At 72.1% G+C, this 19,303-nt stretch carries 19 protein-coding genes; 11 read left to right on the forward strand and 8 right to left on the reverse strand.

The genetic code is table 11. The features are described 5' to 3' along the window. Positions 1-5: 5 nt before the first annotated feature. Genes OG730_RS21000 through OG730_RS21025 form a run of 6 tightly spaced genes read left to right on the forward strand, consistent with a single transcriptional unit; the run spans position 6 to position 6,067 of the window. A complete protein-coding gene (locus tag OG730_RS21000) occupies positions 6-248 on the forward strand; it encodes an acyl carrier protein (RefSeq protein WP_327305690.1) in 243 nt (80 codons plus the stop codon). Continuing rightward, positions 241-1,290 (forward strand): cysteine peptidase family C39 domain-containing protein, encoded by a 1,050-nt coding sequence (locus OG730_RS21005; RefSeq protein ID WP_327305691.1) that lies wholly within the window; start codon positions 241-243, stop codon positions 1,288-1,290. Before OG730_RS21000 ends, OG730_RS21005 begins: the two co-directional genes overlap by 8 nt. Continuing rightward, the gene (locus OG730_RS21010; protein WP_327305692.1) at positions 1,287-2,531 is read left to right on the forward strand and encodes an aspartate aminotransferase family protein; all 1,245 of its coding nucleotides are present in this window, start codon (positions 1,287-1,289) and stop codon (positions 2,529-2,531) included. The genes OG730_RS21005 and OG730_RS21010 overlap by 4 nt, the downstream gene beginning before the upstream one ends. Beyond that, a complete protein-coding gene (locus tag OG730_RS21015; RefSeq protein WP_327305693.1) occupies positions 2,524-3,945 on the forward strand; it encodes a beta-ketoacyl synthase N-terminal-like domain-containing protein in 1,422 nt (473 codons plus the stop codon). Before OG730_RS21010 ends, OG730_RS21015 begins: the two co-directional genes overlap by 8 nt. After that, the gene (locus OG730_RS21020; RefSeq protein ID WP_327305694.1) at positions 3,942-4,757 is read left to right on the forward strand and encodes a hypothetical protein; all 816 of its coding nucleotides are present in this window, start codon (positions 3,942-3,944) and stop codon (positions 4,755-4,757) included. The genes OG730_RS21015 and OG730_RS21020 overlap by 4 nt, the downstream gene beginning before the upstream one ends. Then, a complete protein-coding gene (locus OG730_RS21025; RefSeq protein WP_327305695.1) occupies positions 4,754-6,067 on the forward strand; it encodes a class I adenylate-forming enzyme family protein in 1,314 nt (437 codons plus the stop codon). The genes OG730_RS21020 and OG730_RS21025 overlap by 4 nt, the downstream gene beginning before the upstream one ends. A gap of 91 nt (positions 6,068-6,158) precedes the next feature. On the opposite strand, the gene OG730_RS21030 is transcribed toward OG730_RS21025, so the two are convergent. The 6 genes from OG730_RS21030 to OG730_RS21055 are packed head-to-tail and all read right to left on the reverse strand — an operon-like array spanning position 6,159 to position 12,008. Continuing rightward, a complete protein-coding gene (locus tag OG730_RS21030) occupies positions 6,159-7,424 on the reverse strand; it encodes a glycosyltransferase (protein ID WP_327305696.1) in 1,266 nt (421 codons plus the stop codon). Further along, on the reverse strand, positions 7,421-8,356 hold the full coding sequence (locus OG730_RS21035) for an ACP S-malonyltransferase (RefSeq protein ID WP_327305697.1): 936 nt from the start codon (positions 8,354-8,356) through the stop codon (positions 7,421-7,423). Before OG730_RS21035 ends, OG730_RS21030 begins: the two co-directional genes overlap by 4 nt. Continuing rightward, positions 8,353-9,093, reverse strand: coding sequence for an SDR family oxidoreductase (locus OG730_RS21040; RefSeq protein ID WP_327305698.1), 741 nt, complete (start codon positions 9,091-9,093; stop codon positions 8,353-8,355). Before OG730_RS21040 ends, OG730_RS21035 begins: the two co-directional genes overlap by 4 nt. Then, positions 9,090-10,238, reverse strand: a complete 1,149-nt coding sequence (locus OG730_RS21045; protein WP_327305699.1) for a hypothetical protein — start codon at positions 10,236-10,238, stop codon at positions 9,090-9,092. Before OG730_RS21045 ends, OG730_RS21040 begins: the two co-directional genes overlap by 4 nt. Before the next feature lies 1 nt (position 10,239). Beyond that, positions 10,240-11,043, reverse strand: coding sequence for an HAD family hydrolase (locus OG730_RS21050; RefSeq protein ID WP_327305700.1), 804 nt, complete (start codon positions 11,041-11,043; stop codon positions 10,240-10,242). Further along, positions 11,040-12,008 (reverse strand): NAD-dependent epimerase/dehydratase family protein, encoded by a 969-nt coding sequence (locus OG730_RS21055; RefSeq protein WP_327305701.1) that lies wholly within the window; start codon positions 12,006-12,008, stop codon positions 11,040-11,042. The genes OG730_RS21050 and OG730_RS21055 overlap by 4 nt, the downstream gene beginning before the upstream one ends. Before the next feature lie 28 nt (positions 12,009-12,036). On the opposite strand from OG730_RS21055, the gene OG730_RS21060 reads away from it, so the two are divergent. The 5 genes from OG730_RS21060 (at position 12,037) to OG730_RS21080 (ending at position 17,732) form a co-directional block, all read left to right on the forward strand. Continuing rightward, on the forward strand, positions 12,037-12,852 hold the full coding sequence (locus OG730_RS21060; RefSeq protein ID WP_327305702.1) for an endonuclease/exonuclease/phosphatase family protein: 816 nt from the start codon (positions 12,037-12,039) through the stop codon (positions 12,850-12,852). A gap of 239 nt (positions 12,853-13,091) precedes the next feature. Beyond that, the gene (locus OG730_RS21065; RefSeq protein ID WP_327305703.1) at positions 13,092-13,931 is read left to right on the forward strand and encodes a hypothetical protein; all 840 of its coding nucleotides are present in this window, start codon (positions 13,092-13,094) and stop codon (positions 13,929-13,931) included. Next, positions 13,928-16,300 (forward strand): lantibiotic dehydratase, encoded by a 2,373-nt coding sequence (locus OG730_RS21070; RefSeq protein WP_327305704.1) that lies wholly within the window; start codon positions 13,928-13,930, stop codon positions 16,298-16,300. The genes OG730_RS21065 and OG730_RS21070 overlap by 4 nt, the downstream gene beginning before the upstream one ends. A 2-nt stretch (positions 16,301-16,302) precedes the next feature. Then, positions 16,303-17,163, forward strand: coding sequence for a nucleotidyltransferase domain-containing protein (locus tag OG730_RS21075; RefSeq protein ID WP_327305705.1), 861 nt, complete (start codon positions 16,303-16,305; stop codon positions 17,161-17,163). After that, entirely contained in the window at positions 17,160-17,732 is a 573-nt protein-coding gene (locus OG730_RS21080; RefSeq protein WP_327305706.1) for a P-loop nucleotide/nucleoside kinase family protein, read from the forward strand. The genes OG730_RS21075 and OG730_RS21080 overlap by 4 nt, the downstream gene beginning before the upstream one ends. Positions 17,733-17,851: 119 nt before the next feature. Here the strand turns inward: OG730_RS21080 and OG730_RS21085 are convergent, their stop codons facing one another. Together OG730_RS21085 and OG730_RS21090 are read right to left on the reverse strand one after the other, a co-directional pair. Then, complete coding sequence (locus tag OG730_RS21085) at positions 17,852-18,523, reverse strand: 4'-phosphopantetheinyl transferase family protein (protein ID WP_327305707.1); 672 nt, start codon at positions 18,521-18,523, stop codon at positions 17,852-17,854. Next, positions 18,520-19,299, reverse strand: a complete 780-nt coding sequence (locus OG730_RS21090) for a thioesterase II family protein (protein WP_327305708.1) — start codon at positions 19,297-19,299, stop codon at positions 18,520-18,522. Before OG730_RS21090 ends, OG730_RS21085 begins: the two co-directional genes overlap by 4 nt. Positions 19,300-19,303: the final 4 nt, after the last annotated feature.

Consider the following 19,303-nt stretch of genomic DNA (forward strand, 5'->3'; position numbering starts at 1 on the left):
GCCCCATGAGCACCAACATTCTCGACCGCGTCATCGAACTGCTCGCACAGCGCGACTCGGTCACCGAGACGGTCACCCCGGAGATCGGCCTGGCCGACCTGGGAGTGGACTCCATCGACCTCGTCTACCTGTTGACCAGCTTCGAGCGGACCGACGACGCCGAGTTCGAGGACACGGACTTCGACCTCGGCCGGTACGGGACCGTGAGCGACCTGGCAGGCACCATCGCGACCCGGATCAATGGCTGACCGGGTCCAGGCCGCCCCGGCCCGGCCGGTCTTCGACCCGGAGCTGTCGCTGGGCTGGCGCACCGGCCCGCTGGATGGTCTGAGCTGCCTGCTGCGATGTGCCGAATCGATCCTGCGGGCCCAGGACTTCGGCCCGCTGGACGTCGCCCGTGCGCTGGCCATGCCGCTCGACCTGAGCGGCGACCGGCGTGAGCCGGGCCGGTTCCGGGCCGGACGCCTGCAGTGGCACAACGCCGTCGACGGACGCGAGCACTGGGCAGAGCTGGAGCGCCTGGTCGCGGACGGGACCCCGGTCATCCTGATGCCGGACCGTTTCTACTGGCCCGGAGACGAGTTCGAGGGCAAGCGGCATTTCCTGGACCACATGGTGCTGGTCATCGGGCGTGCCGGGTCTCAGCTCGTGGCCCTCGACACCGACGCGCCGGCCGAGGACGGCTACGTCCGGCACATCGAGATCACGCCGGAGGTGAAGCGCAGCGCCTGCCGGTTCGCCACCGTCCACTTCGACCCCCCGGACGACACCGCGGAGTCGCTGCGCACCACGCTCCTGGAGCCGATGGCCCGCTGGACCGCCGACGACCTGGCGGCCCTGGACGGCTTCGCCGCGCGGTGGGAGCACGAAGGCCTGAGCGGGCCGATGGCCCGCGCGCTGCACGTCCTGGTCCTGGGCGAGCTGCAGCCCGCGCTGTTCCTGACCTCCCTGTCGGTCCAGGACACGGCACCGGCCGTCGCGGGCGCCGCGAAATCGGCGGCCGCCGCGGCCCAGCGCCTGGGCATGGCGCTGCTGGGCGCCCACCGGTTCGCCGGCGAGCAGGCAACGGACACCTCGTTCTACGAGCCGGTGCTGCCCGCCTTCGGCTCCGTCCGAACCGCCCTCGCCCGCCTCGTGACCACCGCCCACGCCGAACTGGGGATCATCCAGGCTCCGTCGGGCCGGCCTGACGACCGCCTGTGGCACCGCGTCGAGCGGATGCGCGACTGGTGCTTCGCCGAGGCAGTGGCCCCGCCCACCACCGCGACCTCCGAGGGAGACAACCGATGAGCGACACCGCTCCTCCGCTCAAGCTGAGCGGATCGAAGGACCTGCTGGCGCGGGCCGCCCGGGTCGACGCCACGCTGGCGTACTCCGGCTACGTCCTGCAGCGCGACCGGCTCGTGGACGGCGAGTACCCCGTCTTCGCCGAGCGCGCCGCCGGCGCGTACGTGTGGGACGTCGACGGCAACAAGTACCTCGACTTCATCCTCGCCTACGGCACGATCATCCTCGGCCACGCCGACCCGGTGGTCTCCGAGGCCGTCGGCAAGGAGATACGGGAGGGGTTCGCCGTCACCCTGCGCAAGCGGGTGCAGGTCGAGCTCGCCGAGCTGCTCACCTCCGTCATACCGGGCGCCGAGAGAGTGTTCCTGCTCAAGAGCGGGTCGGACGCGACCAGCGCGGCGGTCCGGGTCAGCCGGGCGCACACCGGTCGGCAACGCGTGGTCCGGTGGGGCTACAACGGCTGGCACGATTGGTGCGCCAACCGTCCGGGCGGGGTCCCGGAAGAAGCGCAGCAGGTCGTCAGCACCTTCACCTACAACGACCTGGACAGCCTGAGGGCGGAGTTCGAAGCCCACCCGGGCGAGATCGCCTGCCTCCTGATGATGCCGTTCGAGGTGGAACCGCCGGCCGAGGGCTTCCTGCGGGCCGCCGCCGACCTCGCGCACGAGCACGGGGCACTGTTCGTCCTGGACGAGATGCGCTCCGGCTTCCGGATGAGCCTGGGCGGCGCACAGGAGAAGTACGGCGTCACGGCCGATCTCGTCACCTTCAGCAAGGCCATGGCGAACGGCTACCCGATCTCCGCGCTGGTCGGTACCGAGCGGGTCATGCGCACCGTCGGCGAGGTCCACATCGGCTCCACCTTCCACGTCAACGGCGCCGAGATGGCCGCGGCCGTCGCCACCATCACCCAACTGCGCGACACGACCCTCCTCAAGCACGTGGAAGTCCTCGGCGAGCAGTTCCAGGACGGGCTGCGCGCCCAGGTCGCGGCCTCCGTGCTCGACGCGGAGGTGGTGGGCGTACCGCAAATGCCGTTCCTGCGCTTCACCCACCCCGATGACGCTGTGCGCGCCCGCATCCAGGACGCCTTCTACACGGAGACCGTGCGCCGCGGCGTACTGCTCCACCCCAACCACCACTGGTACGTGTGCGGAGCCATGACCGAGGAGGACATCAGGAAGGCCCTCGACGCCACGGCGGCCGGCTTCCGGGCGGCGGAGGCCGCCGTGCGCCGTGGCTGACACCACGGCACTGGTCCGGGCGGCGCTGGCCACCCGGACCGTGCCCGCGGACGTGGACAGGCTCAGCGACGAGGAGCCGCTGAAGAGCCTGGGACTGGATTCGGTGGCGCTGATCGCGCTCACCGCCGAACTCCAGCAGAAGACCGGCGTGGCGATCGACGACGAGGTGCTCTTCGCCCCGGACGTCTCCGTCGCCGCGCTCGCGCGGGCCGTCGCCGAGGCGGTCGGCTCGACCGCCGGCGAGGCAGACCCCGCCCCGTACGACCCGGTCCCGGACGGGACGGCGGCCGTCGAGGTCGCCGGACTCGGCGTCGTCGGACCCACGGGCCACGGTGTCGGCGAGCTGTGGCAGTCGCTGCTGGCGGGCCGCGCCCACCGGGTGCCGGTGCCCTACGGACCGGCGAAGGGCCACCGGGTCGGGGTGGTACCCGGCTCGTGGGACGAGGAGATCACCTCGCCCGACCGGCTGTTCACCCTGCTGTACGCCGCCGCCGAGGAAGCCCTCGGCGATGCCCAGGTCCAGGACCGCACCCGGGTCCACCTGGTGGTCGGCACCACCGACACCGGGGGCAACGCACTGGCCAACGCCCTGGAAGCGGGGCCGCCCCCCACGGGTTCGGCCTTCGTGGGCACTCTGGCCCGCCGGGCCGCGGCCGCCCTCGGACTCGGCGGCTCGGCCACCGTCATCGGCAGCGCCTCGGCCTCCGGTGCGGTGGCGCTGGGACACGCGTGGGACCTGTTGCGCGCCGGTGAGGCCGACGAGGTCCTGGTGGTCGGTGTCGACACCGTCTCCGAGTCGGGCTTCCACGGTCTGGCCGCCCTGCGCACGCTCAGTCCGCACGGCTGTCGTCCCTTCAGCTCCGAACGGCGCGGCATCGCCGTCTCGGAAGCGGCCGGCGCCCTGCTCCTGCGCCGGACCGGTACGGGCGCGGGCCGCCCGGTGCGCGGCCGGCTGGTGGGCTACGGTGCGTCGAGCCTGACCACGCACCTGGCCGCTCCCGAGGCACGTGGCATCGAAGTGGCGGTGCTCCGGGCGATCGCCGACGCCGGCATCGACGCCGCACAGGTGTCGTTCGTCAACATGCACGGCCCCGGCACCAAACTCGGTGACGTGGCCGAGGTCACCGCTCTGCGCGCCGTCTTCGGGGACCGGCTGTCCCGGCTGCCGCTGAACAGCTCCAAGGGCGTGCTGTGGCACTGCCAGGGAGCCGCCGGGATCATCGAGTCGCAGGTGTGCCTGCTGTCGCTGGCGCATGGCACGCTCACCCCGACCATCGGCGCGGAGCCCGTCGACGACGTGTTCGCCGACCTCGACATCGTCCGCGAACCGCGCGAGTTCCCGGCCCGGTACGCGCTGTCCGTCTCCTGCGGTCTGGGCGGCGTCAACACTGCACTCGTATGGGAGCGAGCATGACCGTCATCAGCCCGGTACGCACCGCCCGGGTCGCCGGGAGCGCCACCGCCGAATTCGACCTCGCCCCGCACTGGCGCGAGCGCGGCCGGGGCCGGGTGGGCTGGGAGCACGCCCCTGCCCTCACCAAGGAACTGTCCGGGCTGTTCACCGCCACGATCGCACGGGCCGTGCAGCACGCCGGCGGCCTCGCGGACCCCGCCCAGACCGAGATCGTGGCAGCCACCTGGTACGGCACCTCGCACGTGGCCGAGGTGATGCACGAGCAGCTGCGCGAGGCGGGCCCCAAGTGGCTCGATCCCGAGCAGTTCCTCTTCTACTCGCCGCACTCGCCGGTGTCGGCCGCCGCACTGGCGCTGGGGCTCGGCGGGGCGGGATCCACCCTCATGGGCCCGGACGCGGAACTTCAGGCGCTGACCCACGCGATGCGGCGGATCCGCACCGGCCGTGCCGCGGAGGTGATCGTCGCGGAGTACGAGGCGCTGACCCCGTTCGCCGCCGTGACGTGCGGCGACGGTCCGGAGCTGCCGGACGGCGAGACCCTGCCGAGGGGCCGGGCCACGGCGCTGGTGCTCCGCCCGGGCGGCCCCGCTTCCTCCGGCCAGGAGGAAACCGCGGGCCGGACGCGTGCGTTCGGCGACGTCCATCGCCACGTGGACGCGGCCGAGGTGGAACGGCTGGCCCGCCGGCACGCCGTCGACATCCTGTACGCGGCACCGGGACTGCTGCGGACCCTCGCCGGGGCGGACGAGCCGGTCCTCGTGGTCTCCCGCCCCGGCGAGGACGGACGCCGTGACGCGGTGGTGGTGCTGTGAACCCCACCGCCGAGCTGATCGCACGGATCGAGGACCTGGCCGCCGCCGCCCCCGATCGCCCGGCAGTGGTGTCGGCGGGATCCTCCGTCACGTACGCCGAACTGGCCCGGCGCGCCCGGCGACAGGCGGAGCGATGGCGGACGGAAGGCGGCTCCGGCCGTCAGGACCTGGTGGCCGACGAACCGGTGACGGTGGCCGTGGCCCTCGTGGCCGCCGCCATCTGCGGTGTGGGCCTGCTGCTGCTCGACGCGGAGGGCCGCCCCGCGGAGCACGAGCGGGCCCGCGCCCTCTTCCGGGGCGCGCCACCGACCGCCACGCCCGGCCTCGGGCTGACCACGTCCGGGGTGGACGGGCCGCCCAAGTGCGTCGAGCGTCCCTGGACGGCGGTCGCGGCCAACTCCGCCGCCTTCGCCGCCGCCCTGGGCCTGCGCGAGGGCGAGACCGTTCTGTGCACCACGCCGCCGCACCACAGCTACGCCGTGTGCGGCGGCATCGTCACGGCCTTGACGGCCGGGGCCACCTACCTGAGCGTGCCCCGGCGCACCGGGCCGCGGGCGCTCGCGGCAGCCGTGGAAACCCACCGGGTGGACGTCCTGCTCTCCGTACCGCTGCTCTACCAGTGGTACTCGGCCGGGCTACCGGCGCGCCACACCCCGCGCCTGTGCGTGTCGGCGGGGTCCCCGCTCACACCCGGCCACCGGTCGGCATGGGAGCGCGGCGTCGGCTGGCGGCTCGTCGAGCACTTCGGGACGTCCGAGTACGGGATGCTCACCGTCGACACCACGGGCCGCCCGGGCTCGGTCGGACCGGCGGTGGACGGCGTCCGCATCTCCGTGGAACCGGTCCGGCACGGCGTCGCCGACGGCGACGAGGTCGTCGTGACGGTGTCCGGTGCCCCCGCCCGGCTCCTCCACGCCGACGGGCGGGCCGAGCTCCTGGACGGCCCGCGCCGCACCGGCGACCTGGGCACCCTGGACCCGGCCGGACACCTTTCCCTGCTCGGACGGGTGGGCGGCGTCATCAACGTCGCCGGGAACAAGGTCTCCGCCACCGAAGTGGAGGCCGTGGTACGCGCTCATCCAACCGTCCGCGAATGCGCCCTGGTCGGTGACTCCTCGGTGCCGGGCGCCACGCGCCTCTGCCTGTTCGTGGAGGTCGACGGGGTCCTCGACCGCCAGGCACTACAGCAGCGCCTGGCGGTGACGCTGGCGCCGTACAAGGTCCCGCAGGCCGTGTACGAGGTGGAGGCACTGCCGCGCAGTGCGGCCGGCAAGGTGCTCCGCTCGGAACTGCTGCGCCTGGTGCGCTGACCGCGGGGCGGGCGGCGGTACGCACACGAGAGCGGGTGACCCGGTCGGGGTCACCCGCTCTCGTCGTCGTGGCCCCCGTGGGGGCGGGACGTCAGCGCAGGACGGAGGCGAAGATCTCCGACAGGTCGCCGGCGGCCCGGTCCCGGGCCAGTGCCTCCCGGGCGTACCCGGCACGCTCGGCGAATCCGCCGTCACCCAGCACCTCGTCCACGGTGCGGGCGATGTCCGCGGCCGGGACGACCGGATCGAAGGTGCGGCCTCCGTGCCGGTTGACGTAGGTGAGGGTGCCGTCCGCGGCATCGACCTCCGTGGTGCGGGCGACCAGTCCGGCGCCGTGCTGCTCGACGAAGTACCGGCCGTTCGCCTCCTGCTCGGACATGAACGGCAGCACGACCTGAGGCTTGCCCTGTTCGAGGGAGGCCAGCACGGTGGAGTAGCCGCCGTGGCTGAGGACGAGGTCGGCCCAGCCGATCGGTCCGGTGATCCCGGTGAACCCGCCGACCTGGACGTTGCGGTGTTCCCGCACCCAGTCGGCAGCCGCGAAGCCCGCCGACAGGAAGACCGTGAAGTCCGGCCGGTCCAGGGCCGTCAGCACCTCACGAAGCGCCCGCTCGGTGACCATGCCACCGCTTCCGATGGTGACGTAGACGTGGTGGGTTCCCGCCTTCCGCTCGGGCCGGAACGGGGGGCCCGGCGGGTCCCAGTAGAGCGGGCCCACGAAGACGGCCTCGCTCCGTCCGTCGGGCGCGCGGGGGGCCGGCTCCACCTCAGGCGAGCTCGGCACGACCGTCCGGTCGCCCCAGAGCAGGTCCCGTACGTGGCTGACGGGCGCGAGGCCGTGCTCCGAGGCGAGTTCGCCAATGGCTTCCATCGCGTCCGGGTGCGGCAGCATCTTCTTCGGGTCGGCGGTGTTCCACGGCATCCAGGGGTGCGGGGTGTCGTAGAGGAAGTCCGTGTCGGCCAGCGAGACGACCGGCAGGCCGCGCAGACGGGCGGCGAGTACCGCGGTGGGCTGCATGTCGGTGACGACGATGTGCGGACGGTAGGCGTCGATGGCGGCGAGGTCGCGGGCCAGATCATCGGCCAGGACGCTCTTGCGGTAGTAACGGGCGGTGACCGCGAAGACGCGCTCGACGTCGGTGAACGGCAGGAAGGCCGGAACCTTCTGCGGCGGGCCCCCGGGTGACGGCGTGCCCACCACGGAATAGCCGGCCTCGGCCACCATCCGGGTCACCGCCGAGGGCCCGAAGGCACAGGAGAAGCGCTCATCGAGCCGGTCGGCGGCGGCCAGTCCGCGGCCGGTGTACCCGGCGCCGCCGCCGGCGGACCAGGGGAAGAACAGCGTACGGATCGTCATGTCAGCAGAGCCTCCGGCCCTTGGGTCTTGTCGTTCGCGAGGACCTGGCCGTCGGGCAGGTCGCGGCGCAGCACCTTGCCGAGGGTCCGGCCGGGGCCGACGTCGAGCAGATGGCGCACCCCTGCCGAGCGGAGCGCGTGGACGCCGTCCCACCACAGGACCGGCCGGGTCATGTGGACGAGCAGGTCCGCCCTGATCTCGGCAGGGTCGCGGGTCAGGGTGCCCGTGGTGTTCAGCACCACGGGGACGGTGGGCTCCGCCAGGTGCAGCCGGCCGATCTCCCGTGCGAACTCCGCTTCGGCCTCGGCCATCAGGGCGGAGTGGGCGGCGATTCCAATGGCCAGCGGCACGACCCGTTCAGCGCCCGCGCGCCCGGCCTCCTCCAGGGTCCACGCCAGAGCGTCCCGCTCGCCGGAGACGACGATCTGGTCGGGGCCGTTGACCGCGGCGACGGCAACCGCGCCCTTGGGACAGTCCGCAACGATCTGCCGGACCCGGTCGAGGCCGAGGCCGATCACGGAGGCCATCGCACCCGGGTACCGGTGGGCGGCCGTGGACATGATCTCGCCGCGCCGGTGGACCAGGTCAACGGCGGTGTCAACGTCGAGCACGTCCGCCGCGACCAGGGCGGTGAAGTGGCCCAGGCTGTGCCCGGCCACGGCCGCCGGAGCGAGCTCGGCGCCCCGTTCGGCGAGGAACGCGCGCAGCGCGAACAGGCCTGCCAGCGACGCGGTCAGCACACAGGGCTGGGTCCAGTCGGTGCGGGCCTGGTCCTCCCGGGAGGTCCCGAAGCACAGGGTGCGCAGCGGCAGCCCCGTGCGTTCGCCGGCCCGGTCGAACAGCTCCCGGACCTCTTCGTGGTTCTCGTACCACCGCTGGGCCATGCCGGGGAACTGCGCCCCCTGGCCCGGGAACAGCAATGCGTACGTCACAGGCTCATCCCTCCGTCGACGGCCAGGACCTGGCCGGTCATGTAAGAGGCTCGGTCGGAGCAGAGGAAGGCGACCGCCGCCGCCACCTCTTGCGGCGTACCGGCCCGCCGCATCGGGGTCTGGGCGAGGATCGCCTCCCGAGCCCGGTCGCCGCCCGCCGCACTCATCTCGGACGGGACGTAGCCCGGGGCCACCGCGTTGGCGGTGACCCCGAAGCGCGCGGTCTCGCGTGCGATGGTCTTGGTCAGCCCGATCAGGCCCGCCTTGGACGAGGCGTACGCCGCCTGGAACGGCCAGCCGGTGAGCCCGGCGACGGAGGTGGTGAACACGATCCGCCCCCAACCGCGACGCGTCATCTCCGGCAGCGTGCCGCGGGCCAGCAGCATCGCGGCGGTCAGGTTCACCGCGAGCGTGCGCTCCCAGTCCTCCAGGCGGATGCGGTGCGCGGCACCGGTACGCAGCACGGCCGCGTTGCTGACCAGGACGTCCGGGAGGCCGGTGGTCGTCTCCAGGGTGCGCAGGAGGTCGGTGACGGCCTCGGGGTCGCCCAGGTCGGCACGGACCGTCTCGACCCGGGCGGCGCCGGGCCGCAGTTCGCGTGCCAGTGCCTCAGCCGCCTCCATGTCGCGGTTGCAGTGCAGCACGAGCGTGGTGCCGGGGCCGCTCAGCGCGGCGGCAACGGCGCCGCCGATCGCGCCGGTGGCCCCGGTCACCAGTACCGTTCTCGTGGTCGTCACGGCGCGAGGTCGGCCGAGCGGTCCAGGACGGTCAGCCACTGGCGCATCAGATGGGCCATCTGATGCACGAATCCGCGCAGTTCCTGGTTCCACATCGGACCGGTCATGGTCTCCACCGCGTCCTGCAGCTGGTGCGAGAGCGAGCGGTAGGCCTCGTGGTAGGTGGTGCCGTCGAGCTTGGCGCCCTGCAGCCAGGCCAGCACGTCGTCCAGGACGGCGATGGCCGGAAGCTCCTGCTGGAGGTCGCGCAGCAGGTTGTGGTCGTTGCGCTCGTGCACGGCCAGCGGGGTGCCGAAGCGGACGGCGTGGCCGAGGTGCTTGGCGCAGGCCTGCACGAAGTACCCGCTGAAGATGTCCGCGTAGCGGTCGATCACCTGGCCGGTGGCGCGGTAGCCCATCCGCGGGAAGTAGTACGCGGGGATGGCGTCGCGATGTACGGCGGTGTTCTGCGAGTTGACGGGAGCCCAGGTGCCGGGGGCGAGGACCGCCTCCTGTCCGGTGAGCGCGCGAACCTCGGGGCCCACCGCGATCCGGGTGATCGCGTCGACGTCGGGGTCGCCGAGCCACAGGCCGGCGTTGATGCGTACGTCGGCGAGGCCGGTGGTCACGGTGGCCCGGTCCGGGACGCGGTGCCGGTAGGGGTAGCCACGGGGGTAGACCTGCATCGGGGTTACGTCGAGCAGCTCGCAGGGGTTCCACCAGCCGGACTCCCCCTCGACCGTGCGGTACGAGCGCTCGCCCGCGACGACCTTCAGGTGCTCGGCGAAGAAGTCGTCGCCGTGGGGGAAGTTGTCGTCGTCCACGGAGATCAGCAGGTCCGCTCCCGCCGCCCAGGACAGCAGGTAGCCGATGTTGCGGCGGTTGTCGGAGTCGTACGGGACCAGCGTGGGTGCGCCGAGCCGGTTGAGCAGCGCGTCCTGCTCCGGCACGGTGGGGCTCAGGACGTCCAGGCCCTCTGCACGGGCCCGCTCGCAGACGTCGAAGAAGGCCTGGGGGGTCTTGCGGTCCGGGACGACGACGAGCCGGATGCGCTCGTCGCCGCGGTGTCGGGCGATGAGGCCCCGGTAGGCGTCGAAGAAGGCCGCGCTGTCGCCGATCGTGGTCATCACGATGTCGATGTGGCGGGGCCGGTCAACGGTGGTCATGTCAGGTCCTTGTGTGGGAGAGGGCGAGGGATGCCTCGAGGCGGCCGACCGCTCCGGGGCCGGCCAGGCGGATCATGCTGTCCAGCGCGCCATCACCGTCGAGGCCGGGCAGGACGTCCTCGGCCCCGGCCGCCAGGAGTTCCCGGGCGGTGGCGGCGCCGGTGGTAACGGCCAGGCAGCTGAGACCGGCCGCATGGGCGGCGGTGACGTCGCGGACGGTGTCCCCGACGAGCACGCCCGCCGAGGCCGCACCGGTCGGGGTCAGGCTCGCCACTCCGGCGCGTGCCACGTCCTCGCGTTCGGTGGCGGTGTCGCCGAAGCCGCCGTCGTCGAGCAGACCGGCCAGGCCGGCCGCGCGCAGCTTCCACGCGGCGACCGCACGGGCGTTGCCGGTGCTGGCACCGAGGGCGAAACCGGCCTCGGCCAGGGCCCGGAGGAGTTCGCGGGCGCCCGGGAGCAGATCACCGGCCGCGCTGCCCGCCCCGGGCAGCGGGGACCGCTCAAGCCGCCCGACCATGTCCGCGACGACCTCGGGCAGTCGCTCGGCGATCTCGTCCTCGGCGGCCCCGGCGAGCCGCAGGGCGGTCCGTACGGTTCCCGCGTCGGTGAAACCGGCCAGGTTCACGTCCCGGTAGAAGAGCTCGGCCCCGCGGTACTCGAAGGCGTCCTGCCGGCCCGTCGCGTGGGCGATGGCGGCGGCCATCGCGTCCATGTGCATGCGCTGCAGGGCGCAGCCGGGGCGGATCAGGGTGCCGTCCAGGTCGAACAGGGCGATCCGCCGAACCCTCTGGGCGGTCGTCGTCACGCGGCACCCCGGGCAGCGAGCTCGTCGGTGATCCACCGGTAGGTTTCCAGCAGGCCCTTCTCCAGCGTCACCGCCGGCTCCCAGCCCAGGATCCGGCGCAGCTGCGTGTTGTCGGAGTTGCGACCGCGGACCCCCTGAGGGCCGTCAACGTGCTCGATGCCGAGATCGTCGCGACCGGCGGCCTCGAACACCAGGTGGGCCAGCTCGTCGATGGTGACGAGACGGTCGGAGCCGATGTTCAGCGGCTCGCGGTGGTCACTTCGCATGAGCCGGTAGGTGCCCTCCACGCAGTCGTCCACGTAGCAGAAGGAGCGCGTCTGGCTGCCGTCGCCCCAGACCTCGACCGCGCCGCCGCCCGGCGCGAGCGCAACCTTGCGGCACATCGCCGCCGGGGCCTTCTCCCGGCCGCCGTCGTACGTTCCTTCGGGCCCGTAGATGTTGTGGTAACGGGCGACGCGGACCTCCATGCCGTGCTGCTCGTGGTAGTAGCGGCACAGCAGCTCCGCCATCAGCTTCTCCCAGCCGTAGGAGTCCTGCGGGTTGGCCGGGAAGGCGTCATCCTCGCGCAGTGCCGTGGCGTCCGGGGTGTCCTGGATGTGCTCGGGGTAGATGCAGGCGGAGGAGGCCAGGAAGTAGCGCCCGACCCCGGCCTGCTGCGCGGCGCGGATGGTGTTGAGGTTGATGAGCGCGTTGTTGTGCAGGATGGTCGCGGGGTCCCGGGAGATGAAGCCCATGCCGCCCATGTCGGCGGCGAGGGCGTAGACCTCGTCGATGCCCTCGCAGGCAGCGGTGGCGACCGCCGGGTCGCGGAGGTCGCCGACGAAGAACTCGTCGGCGTCGGTCTCGCCGAACTCGGGCCGCTTCTGGTCAACGCCGCGCACCCACCAGCCCTGTCGGCGCAGGTAGGTCACGAGGTGGCTGCCGATGAAGCCGCCGGCACCCGTGACGAGAGCTCGCTGGGACATGGGGTTTCCCTTCGTTAAAGTGTGGATCATGGGGTTGGGCAACGGGTTCCGCGTGGCGACGTACAACATCTGGGGCACCGGTCTGCCCGCTCGGTACTGGCGTGAGCGGGGTGTGCTCCGCGGTGCCGTCGAGGGGTCGCCCGTGCTCGGCATGCTGGACGAGCAGCAGGTCTGGCAGCGGCGCCGCGAGGGTCTGCACCACGAGCTGGCCGCCGTTTCCCCGGACCTCGTGGCACTCCAAGAGGTGGTCTCCTCGCCCGGCGCGGCCGAGAGTCGCGCCCATGAGCTGGCACGCCGGCTCGGCCTTCAGGAGGTTGTGCTCTCCGAGGCGGACGGGACCCTGGGCTCCCTCGCGGTGCTCAGCCGCCGGCCCGTGCTGAGCCGGGCCGAACTACCGCTGCGGTCGATGGCGGGCGCCTTCGGCGGCCACTCCACGGTCCTGGAGGTCGTGCTGGACTTCGTGCGGTTGTGGGTGGTGCACGTGCCGGTCGGACCGGAAGACGTGCGGGCGGCCGTGATCGGCGAGATCGGTGCACTCGCCGCCGAGGCTCCGGCGGACCGGCCGTTGCTGCTGTGCGGGGACTTCAACTGCCCTTCCGACGGCCCGCCGATGAAGGGGCTGCTGGCCGACGGCGTGCTGGCCGACTCCTGGATCGAGGCCGGTGGTGCGTCGGACGCGCTCACCATGCCGATGCCTGGTCCGACCTGGCGGCTGGACTATCTGCTGTACCGGCCGGCCGACGGACTCGTACCCCGGCCCGGGCCCCGGCTGCTGGGCGACTCGCCGAACGCGGACGGCCTCCACCCCTCCGACCACTGCGGGGTGGCGGTGGGTTTCGCATGACGTGCCCGTCAAGGGGTACGCACCTTTCGCTGGAGGGCAACGGCGCTCGGATCGCCGGGGTAGCGGCACATTAAGCAGCCCCCGACCAGGCAAAACAGGCACTGGCCACTTCATGCCACACGACGGCCGAGGCGCTTGCGGCAAGTTCTTGCCAGATCCTCGGAGGCGGTCGCGGTCCGGCTGCACCATGCTCTGACGTCGGGATCACCGACATCCGGCATTCGCGCATGAGGTGACCGATGACTTGGAGCAACTGGCGCCGTCTGGGGCCGGCGGAGGGTGGCACCACGGTGCTCACCATCGACTTCGGGCCGGGACGGGCAACCGCCGGGTTCGGCGAGCTGGCGCCCCGCCTCACCGGGGACTGGACGCTGTGGGAGCCCCGCACGTTCACGACCGGCTCCGCTGCCGGCACCGCCGGGAACGGCGACCCGCAGGAGCTGGTGCGGGAGTGGGCCGCGCACACCGCGGCACAGGGGACGAAGGTGGCGGCCGTGACCGGCTACTGCTCCGGGTCCACACTGGCCTGCGCGCTGGCCGACGCCCTCCAGGAACAGGGGCTGCCGCGGCCGCTGCTGATCATGTTCGACCCTGACGCCGCGGACGCCGGACTGATCCACGACTACTACACGACCGCCCTGCGTTCCTTCGAGGGCTTCTTGCCGGACGCCGAGCTGGAGCGGGCCGGCGACCTCGGCAGCCGCGTGCTTTCGGCAGCCGCGGCCGCAGGACCGAACGGACTCACCGCGCTCGCCCGCGAACTCGGCTCCGAGTACGAGCGGGTGGCCTCGGCGGCCTGCCGGGCCGCCGGCATGGGCCCGGAGTACGGACGGCAACTGAGCGAGCGGCTCGGCACCTTCCTCGGGTACCTGGCCATCACGGGCCGGGTTGAGGACTCCGTGCCGGAGCGGGCGACCGCCCGCGGACCCGTAGAGCTGATCGTGTCACGGCAGCAGACGGTTCCCGCCCGGTTCGGCGTCGCGACCCGCACCTTCGACGTGGCTCGTGCCGCGCTGCTGGACGACCAGGCCGTGGCCGATACGGTCACGGCTCTGCTGGAACGGGAGGCCGCGCGATGACGGGGCACGACGCACTGAACACGGACGACCACCTCGTACCGCTGGGCACGACGGGCTGGCAGCTGTGGCGCGACGTCGTCCTGCGCAGTGCGGGGTTCCCCGCCGACCGGGTGCTCGCGCTGACCGATCCCGCGCTCGCCACCGCGGCCGACCTCCGCAACGCCGCCGGCGCCAAGCCCGGCACACACGCGCACGAGACCTACCTGTCCGCCTTCGACGAGGCTGCCGGACGGCTCTCCGCCGCCGTCCGGGCCACCGCGCGGGAGCCGCTCTTCCGCGAGGCGGTGACCTGGCAGAACCGCAAACTGGTGGCGGACTGCTTGAACAAGGCGGCGGCCGGTGAACCACGCAACGTCCGCGGCCGCAATCACGAGATGACCATCACCAGTTACGTCCAGCGCTACTCGCTGAAGAACGACACGATCGGGTTCTTCGGGCCGGTGGGCTGGGCCGAGTGGAAGCCGTCCGCCGGGACCGGTCTGGAAGTCGACCACGGCCCCGGCCTGCTCGCCCGCCGGACGGTGTATTTCGAGTCCTGGGCGATCGACGCCGTGGCGCGGACCCTGTCCGAGGACCCGCGGATGCTGCCCTGGCTGGCACCGCGCACGGTGCCCTCCGACCGGCTCGACGGCCAGCTGCTGCACCGCCCCGGCAAGCCCCCGCTGGGTCTGTCCGAAGAGGAGGCCGAGGTCGTCGGCCTGTGCGACGGCGTACGCACCACCCAGGAGATCGCCCAGGAATTGCTCTGGTCGGGCCTGCCGGGCCTGGAGTCGGAGCGGGAGGTGTTCGCCGTCCTCGACTCCCTGCGCGACCGCGGACTGCTGGTGATCGACCTGGTGGGCCCGATCGAGGCGTTTCCCGAGCAGACCCTGGCCAAGAAGCTGGAGCTCGTCGGTGACCTGGACCTGCGCACCGGCGCTTTGGCGACCTTGAAGCGGCTCACCGACGCGCGCAACACGATCGCCGACGCCGCCGGGGACTCCGAGGCACTCGCCGCCGCGATGGACGGGCTCAACGCCGCCTTCGAGGAGATCACCGGCGGCTCCTCCGTCCGCCGCGCCGGCGCCACGTACGCCGGACGAACCCTGGTGTACGAGGACACCGTCCGCGACGTGCGCGCCGCTCTCGGCAAACCGCTGCTGGACGAACTCGCCCCGTCACTGGGCCTGATGCTGGACAGCACCCGCTGGCTGGTGAATCGGATCGCCGACGGCTACAGCTCTCTGTTCACCGGATTCCACGACCGCTGGTCCGAGCGCACCGGGGACCCGGCCATGCCCCTGCACAACATGGTCAGCATGGCCACGCCCCACCTGTTCTTCTCCATCCGGCAGTTGCCGGGACCGGTGAAGTCCGCCATCACGGACTTCCAGGAGCGCTGGACACGGATCCTCCAGATCCCGGACGGCGCACGCCACCATCAGGTGACCGTGGCGGAGATCGCCGACCGGGTCCGCGAAGAGTTCCCGGCCGCCCCGGTGGCCTGGGCCACAGCCGTGCACCACGCCCCCGACCTGATGATCACCGCCGCCGACGCCGAGGCGGTGACACGCGGGGAGTACCAGTGGGTGCTGGGTGAACTGCACACCGCGTTCAACTCGTTGGAGAGCCGGCTCTTCGTCGAACAGCACGACGTGCCCGCCTCGCTCCTTGCGGCCGACAGCGCCGACCACGGCTCCCGGCGCATCTACCTCGTCCCGCCCAAGGACTGGCCGGCGGTCACCTCACGGCTGGCCCCTCCCTCGACGCTGCTCGCCCCCGCCTACACCTACTGGTCGCTGCGGGACGGTGCGGTGGAGGCGCCCGGACGGATGCTGGCGCTGGCCGACCTCTTCGTGCACCAGGAGGAGGGACGACTGGTCGTACGGTCCCGGAGCGAGGCATTCAGCGCCGACCTGATGGAGATGATGGGCGAGCTCCTCTCGGCGGCTTCGGTGAACGCCTTCAAGCCGTTGGCCTCCGCCCCGCACCGGCCCCGGGTCTCCGTCGGCAAGATGGTGGTTTCGCGCGAGTCCTGGTCGTTCAGGGCCGCGGACCTCTCCTGGGCCACCGTCAAGTCGGAGCCCGAACGGTTCCGGGCCGCGCGGGCCTGGCGCGGCGAACAGGGGCTGCCGGAACGCGTCTTCTACAAATCCCCGGCCGAGGACAAACCGGCGTTCGCCGACTTCACGTCGATCGCTCTGGTCAATATGCTCGCCAAGATCATCCGCAAGACGGCGGAGGATCCCGACGCCGGCATCGGTCTGACCGAGATGCTGCCCGATCTCGAGGGGACCTGGCTCCAGGACCGTACCGGAGCCAGGTTCACCGCGGAATTGCGCACCGTGGCCGTCGACACCTACGGCCACCCGTCCCGACAGGAGAACTGACCATGGCCATCGCGCCCGAACTGCCCGAGCCCGCCTCCACTCTCGGCCGTATCAGGGACAGGCTGGCTACGCTGCCCGGCATCACGGGCATCGCCCTCGGCGGATCCCGGGCCCGCGGTGTGGCCCGCCCGGACTCGGACATCGACATCGGTCTCTACTACGACCCCGCCGCGCGGCCCGACTTCGAGCTGGTCCTGGCTGCCGCCGCGGACCTGGACGACGACGGTGAGCCGGCCGGGCACGGCTCGTACGGCGACTGGGGGCCGTGGATCAATGGCGGCGTGTGGCTGGTCGTGGACGGATTCAAGACCGACATCCTGCTGCGCGACCACGCCCGCGTGGAGAAAGTGGTCCGGGACACCGCTCAGGGCATCATCACCACTGCCTATCAGCCGGGACATCCCCATGGCTTCGTGTCGACGATCTACGCGGGCGAGGTCTGTCACAACCTGCCCCTCTACGACCCCCAGGGCCGACTCGCGGACCTGCGCGCGCTCGTTTCGCCGTATCCGGACGCCCTTCTGGAAGCGACGGTGAACCAGTTCGGCTGGGAGGCCGGATTCTCCCTGCACAACGCCCATTCCCCGGCTCGTCGTGGCGACCTGACCCAGGTCACCGGTCTGCTGTACCGGACCGTGGTCTGCATGAACCAAGTGGTTTTCGCCCACAACGGCCGCTTCGTCCTCAACGAGAAGGGCGCCTTGGGCGAGGCCTCGGGGATGCCCCGTACCCCCCACGACTACCAGTCCCGCGTCGAAGCGGCGCTGACGGGCCTTTCCTGCGAACCGCGCGTACTGCAGGCGGCCGTCGACAACCTGCGGGAGGTCCACGACGAGTTGGCGTCGTGGACGAAGGACGTGTGAGCGGGACCCCGGCCGGTTCCGCCGACGGCGGGGTTCCACCGGTCTGGCTGATCACCGGCATCCCCGGCGCGGGCAAGAGCACCGTGGCCCGCGCACTCGCGGAAACGGCCCCTCGCGGCGTACAGATCGAGGGCGACCGGCTGCGACGGCTGATCGTCAGCGGGGACGTACCGCCCCGCCCGGAGCACGATGAGGAGGCGGAGCGACAGATCGAGCTGAACGTCCGGAACCAGTGTCTGCTGGCCTCCTCCTTCCAGCAGGCGGGCTTCGAGGTCGTCATCGACTACGTGGTCACCTCGAAGGCCCGGCTCAACCTGTATCGGGCACTGCTGTTGTCCGGCCCACTGCGGCTGGTGGTGCTGGCTCCCGGGTCCGCCGTCGCCCTGCGCCGCGACGCGGCACGCGGCAAGCAGGTCCTGGGCGACTGGCTGCACCTGGAGGAGGAGATGCGCGGGGAGCTGGGAGGCGCCGGGCTGTGGCTGGACAACAGAGCGCTTTCCGTGGACGAGACGGTGACCCGAATCCTCGGCCGCACTCGCGAAGCGACTCTGGAGAAGTACGTCCCCTGACGGGACACCGTCCCGCCGCGTACGACGCGGTCGTGATCGGGGCCGGACTGCCCGCGGTGGCAGCCCGGCCCTTCCTGCTGGGTCGGGGACGGGCGGCACCACGGTGGTGAACGGCCTGATCACGGGCCTTGGTGGAAGGCCGGCAGCACGACCGACGTGAGCAGCAGACCATCGGCGTGCATCCAGCGGCCGTCGAAATCGGTCAGGGGTCTCCCCCGGTGGAGCGGTCCCTCTACCAGGAGCCGTGCGCTGAACCCGCCGTCGTCGGTGAAGTCGATCCGGGCGTCATGGAAACCGAGCCAGCGACGGGCGAGCGGATACCAGGTCTTGTAGACCGATTCCTTCGCACTGAACATCAGCCGGTCCCAATGGATTTCGGGCCTGCGGCGGGCCAGCACGCGCAGCGCCGCTTGTTCGGCCGGGAGAAGGACGGACTCGCGGACGTGCGCCTCCACCGGCTGGTTGGGCTCGGCGTCGATACCGAGGGAAGCGACCGCGTCGAGGGGGGCCACGGCAGCGGCGCGGTATCCGTCGCAGTGCGTGATGCTCCCTACGACACCGGCGGGCCAGCGCGGCCCGCCCTTCTCCATGGACAGCAGCGGAGCGTCGGCATGGCCGAGCTCCCGCAGCGCCAGCCTGGCGCAGTGTCGACCCGTGGCGTACTCGCGGCGGCGCTTGGCGACGGCACGGGTGACGGCCGCCTCTTCCTCCGGGAAGAGCGACGCTTCCGGATCCTCATCGTGCGTGGTGTCCGCGCAGGCGACGGACCGGGGCAGGATCCGCTCGATCATGCGGCGCCGGCCCGCAGGACGCCGGTCAGGTCGGCAGTGATCTGCCGGGCGACCTCCTGGCGGCGCGGGCGCAGGTAGAAGTGGTCGCCGGGGTGGAGGTGCAGACCGGTCAGACGGGGCAGGCGGTCGGCCAGGGCGACCAGCGCGTCGCAGGGCAGCAGGGCGTCCTCCTCTCCGCCGAAGAGCGACTGGGGCAGATCCTCCAGCGGCGTGTAGCAGTCGGGATCACAGCCGTCGATGAGCTGGAAGTCATTGCGTATCGCCGGTGAGAACAGCCGCCACAGGACAGGGCTCTCCAGGATCTCCGCGGGGGTTCCGCCCACGGCGTCGAGCAGCGAGCGCAGTTCCTCGTCGGGCAGCAGGTGACGGCCGGGGCCGCCGAGGAGCACCTCGTCCGCGGCCCATGCGGACAGCCCGAGCCAACAGGGGCCGGTGCCGCCGGTGGCCCGTAGCCGCCGTGCCAGCTCGGTCGCCACGAGTGCGCCCATGCTGTGTCCGAAGAAGGCGTACGGGGTCCGCAGGTAGGGCTCCATCTGGTCTTGGAAGTGTCGGACCAGGACGTGCAGGTCGCCGGCGTGCTTGCTCCGGCCGCCGTCGATCCCCCGGCCGGGCGCCTCCATGAGAACGACGTCCCAGTCAGCCGGGAAGAGACCATTCCAGTCCCGGAAGAACAGGTGGGAGCCGCCTGCGTGGTGGAAGAGGAACAGTCGTAGGGCCGGGTCCTCGACCGGCCACGGACGGATCACCGTGGTGAACGGTTGTGTGGGCAGAGCCATGCTG

Source organism: Streptomyces sp. NBC_01298, assembly GCF_035978755.1.
Classification (GTDB): domain Bacteria; phylum Actinomycetota; class Actinomycetes; order Streptomycetales; family Streptomycetaceae; genus Streptomyces.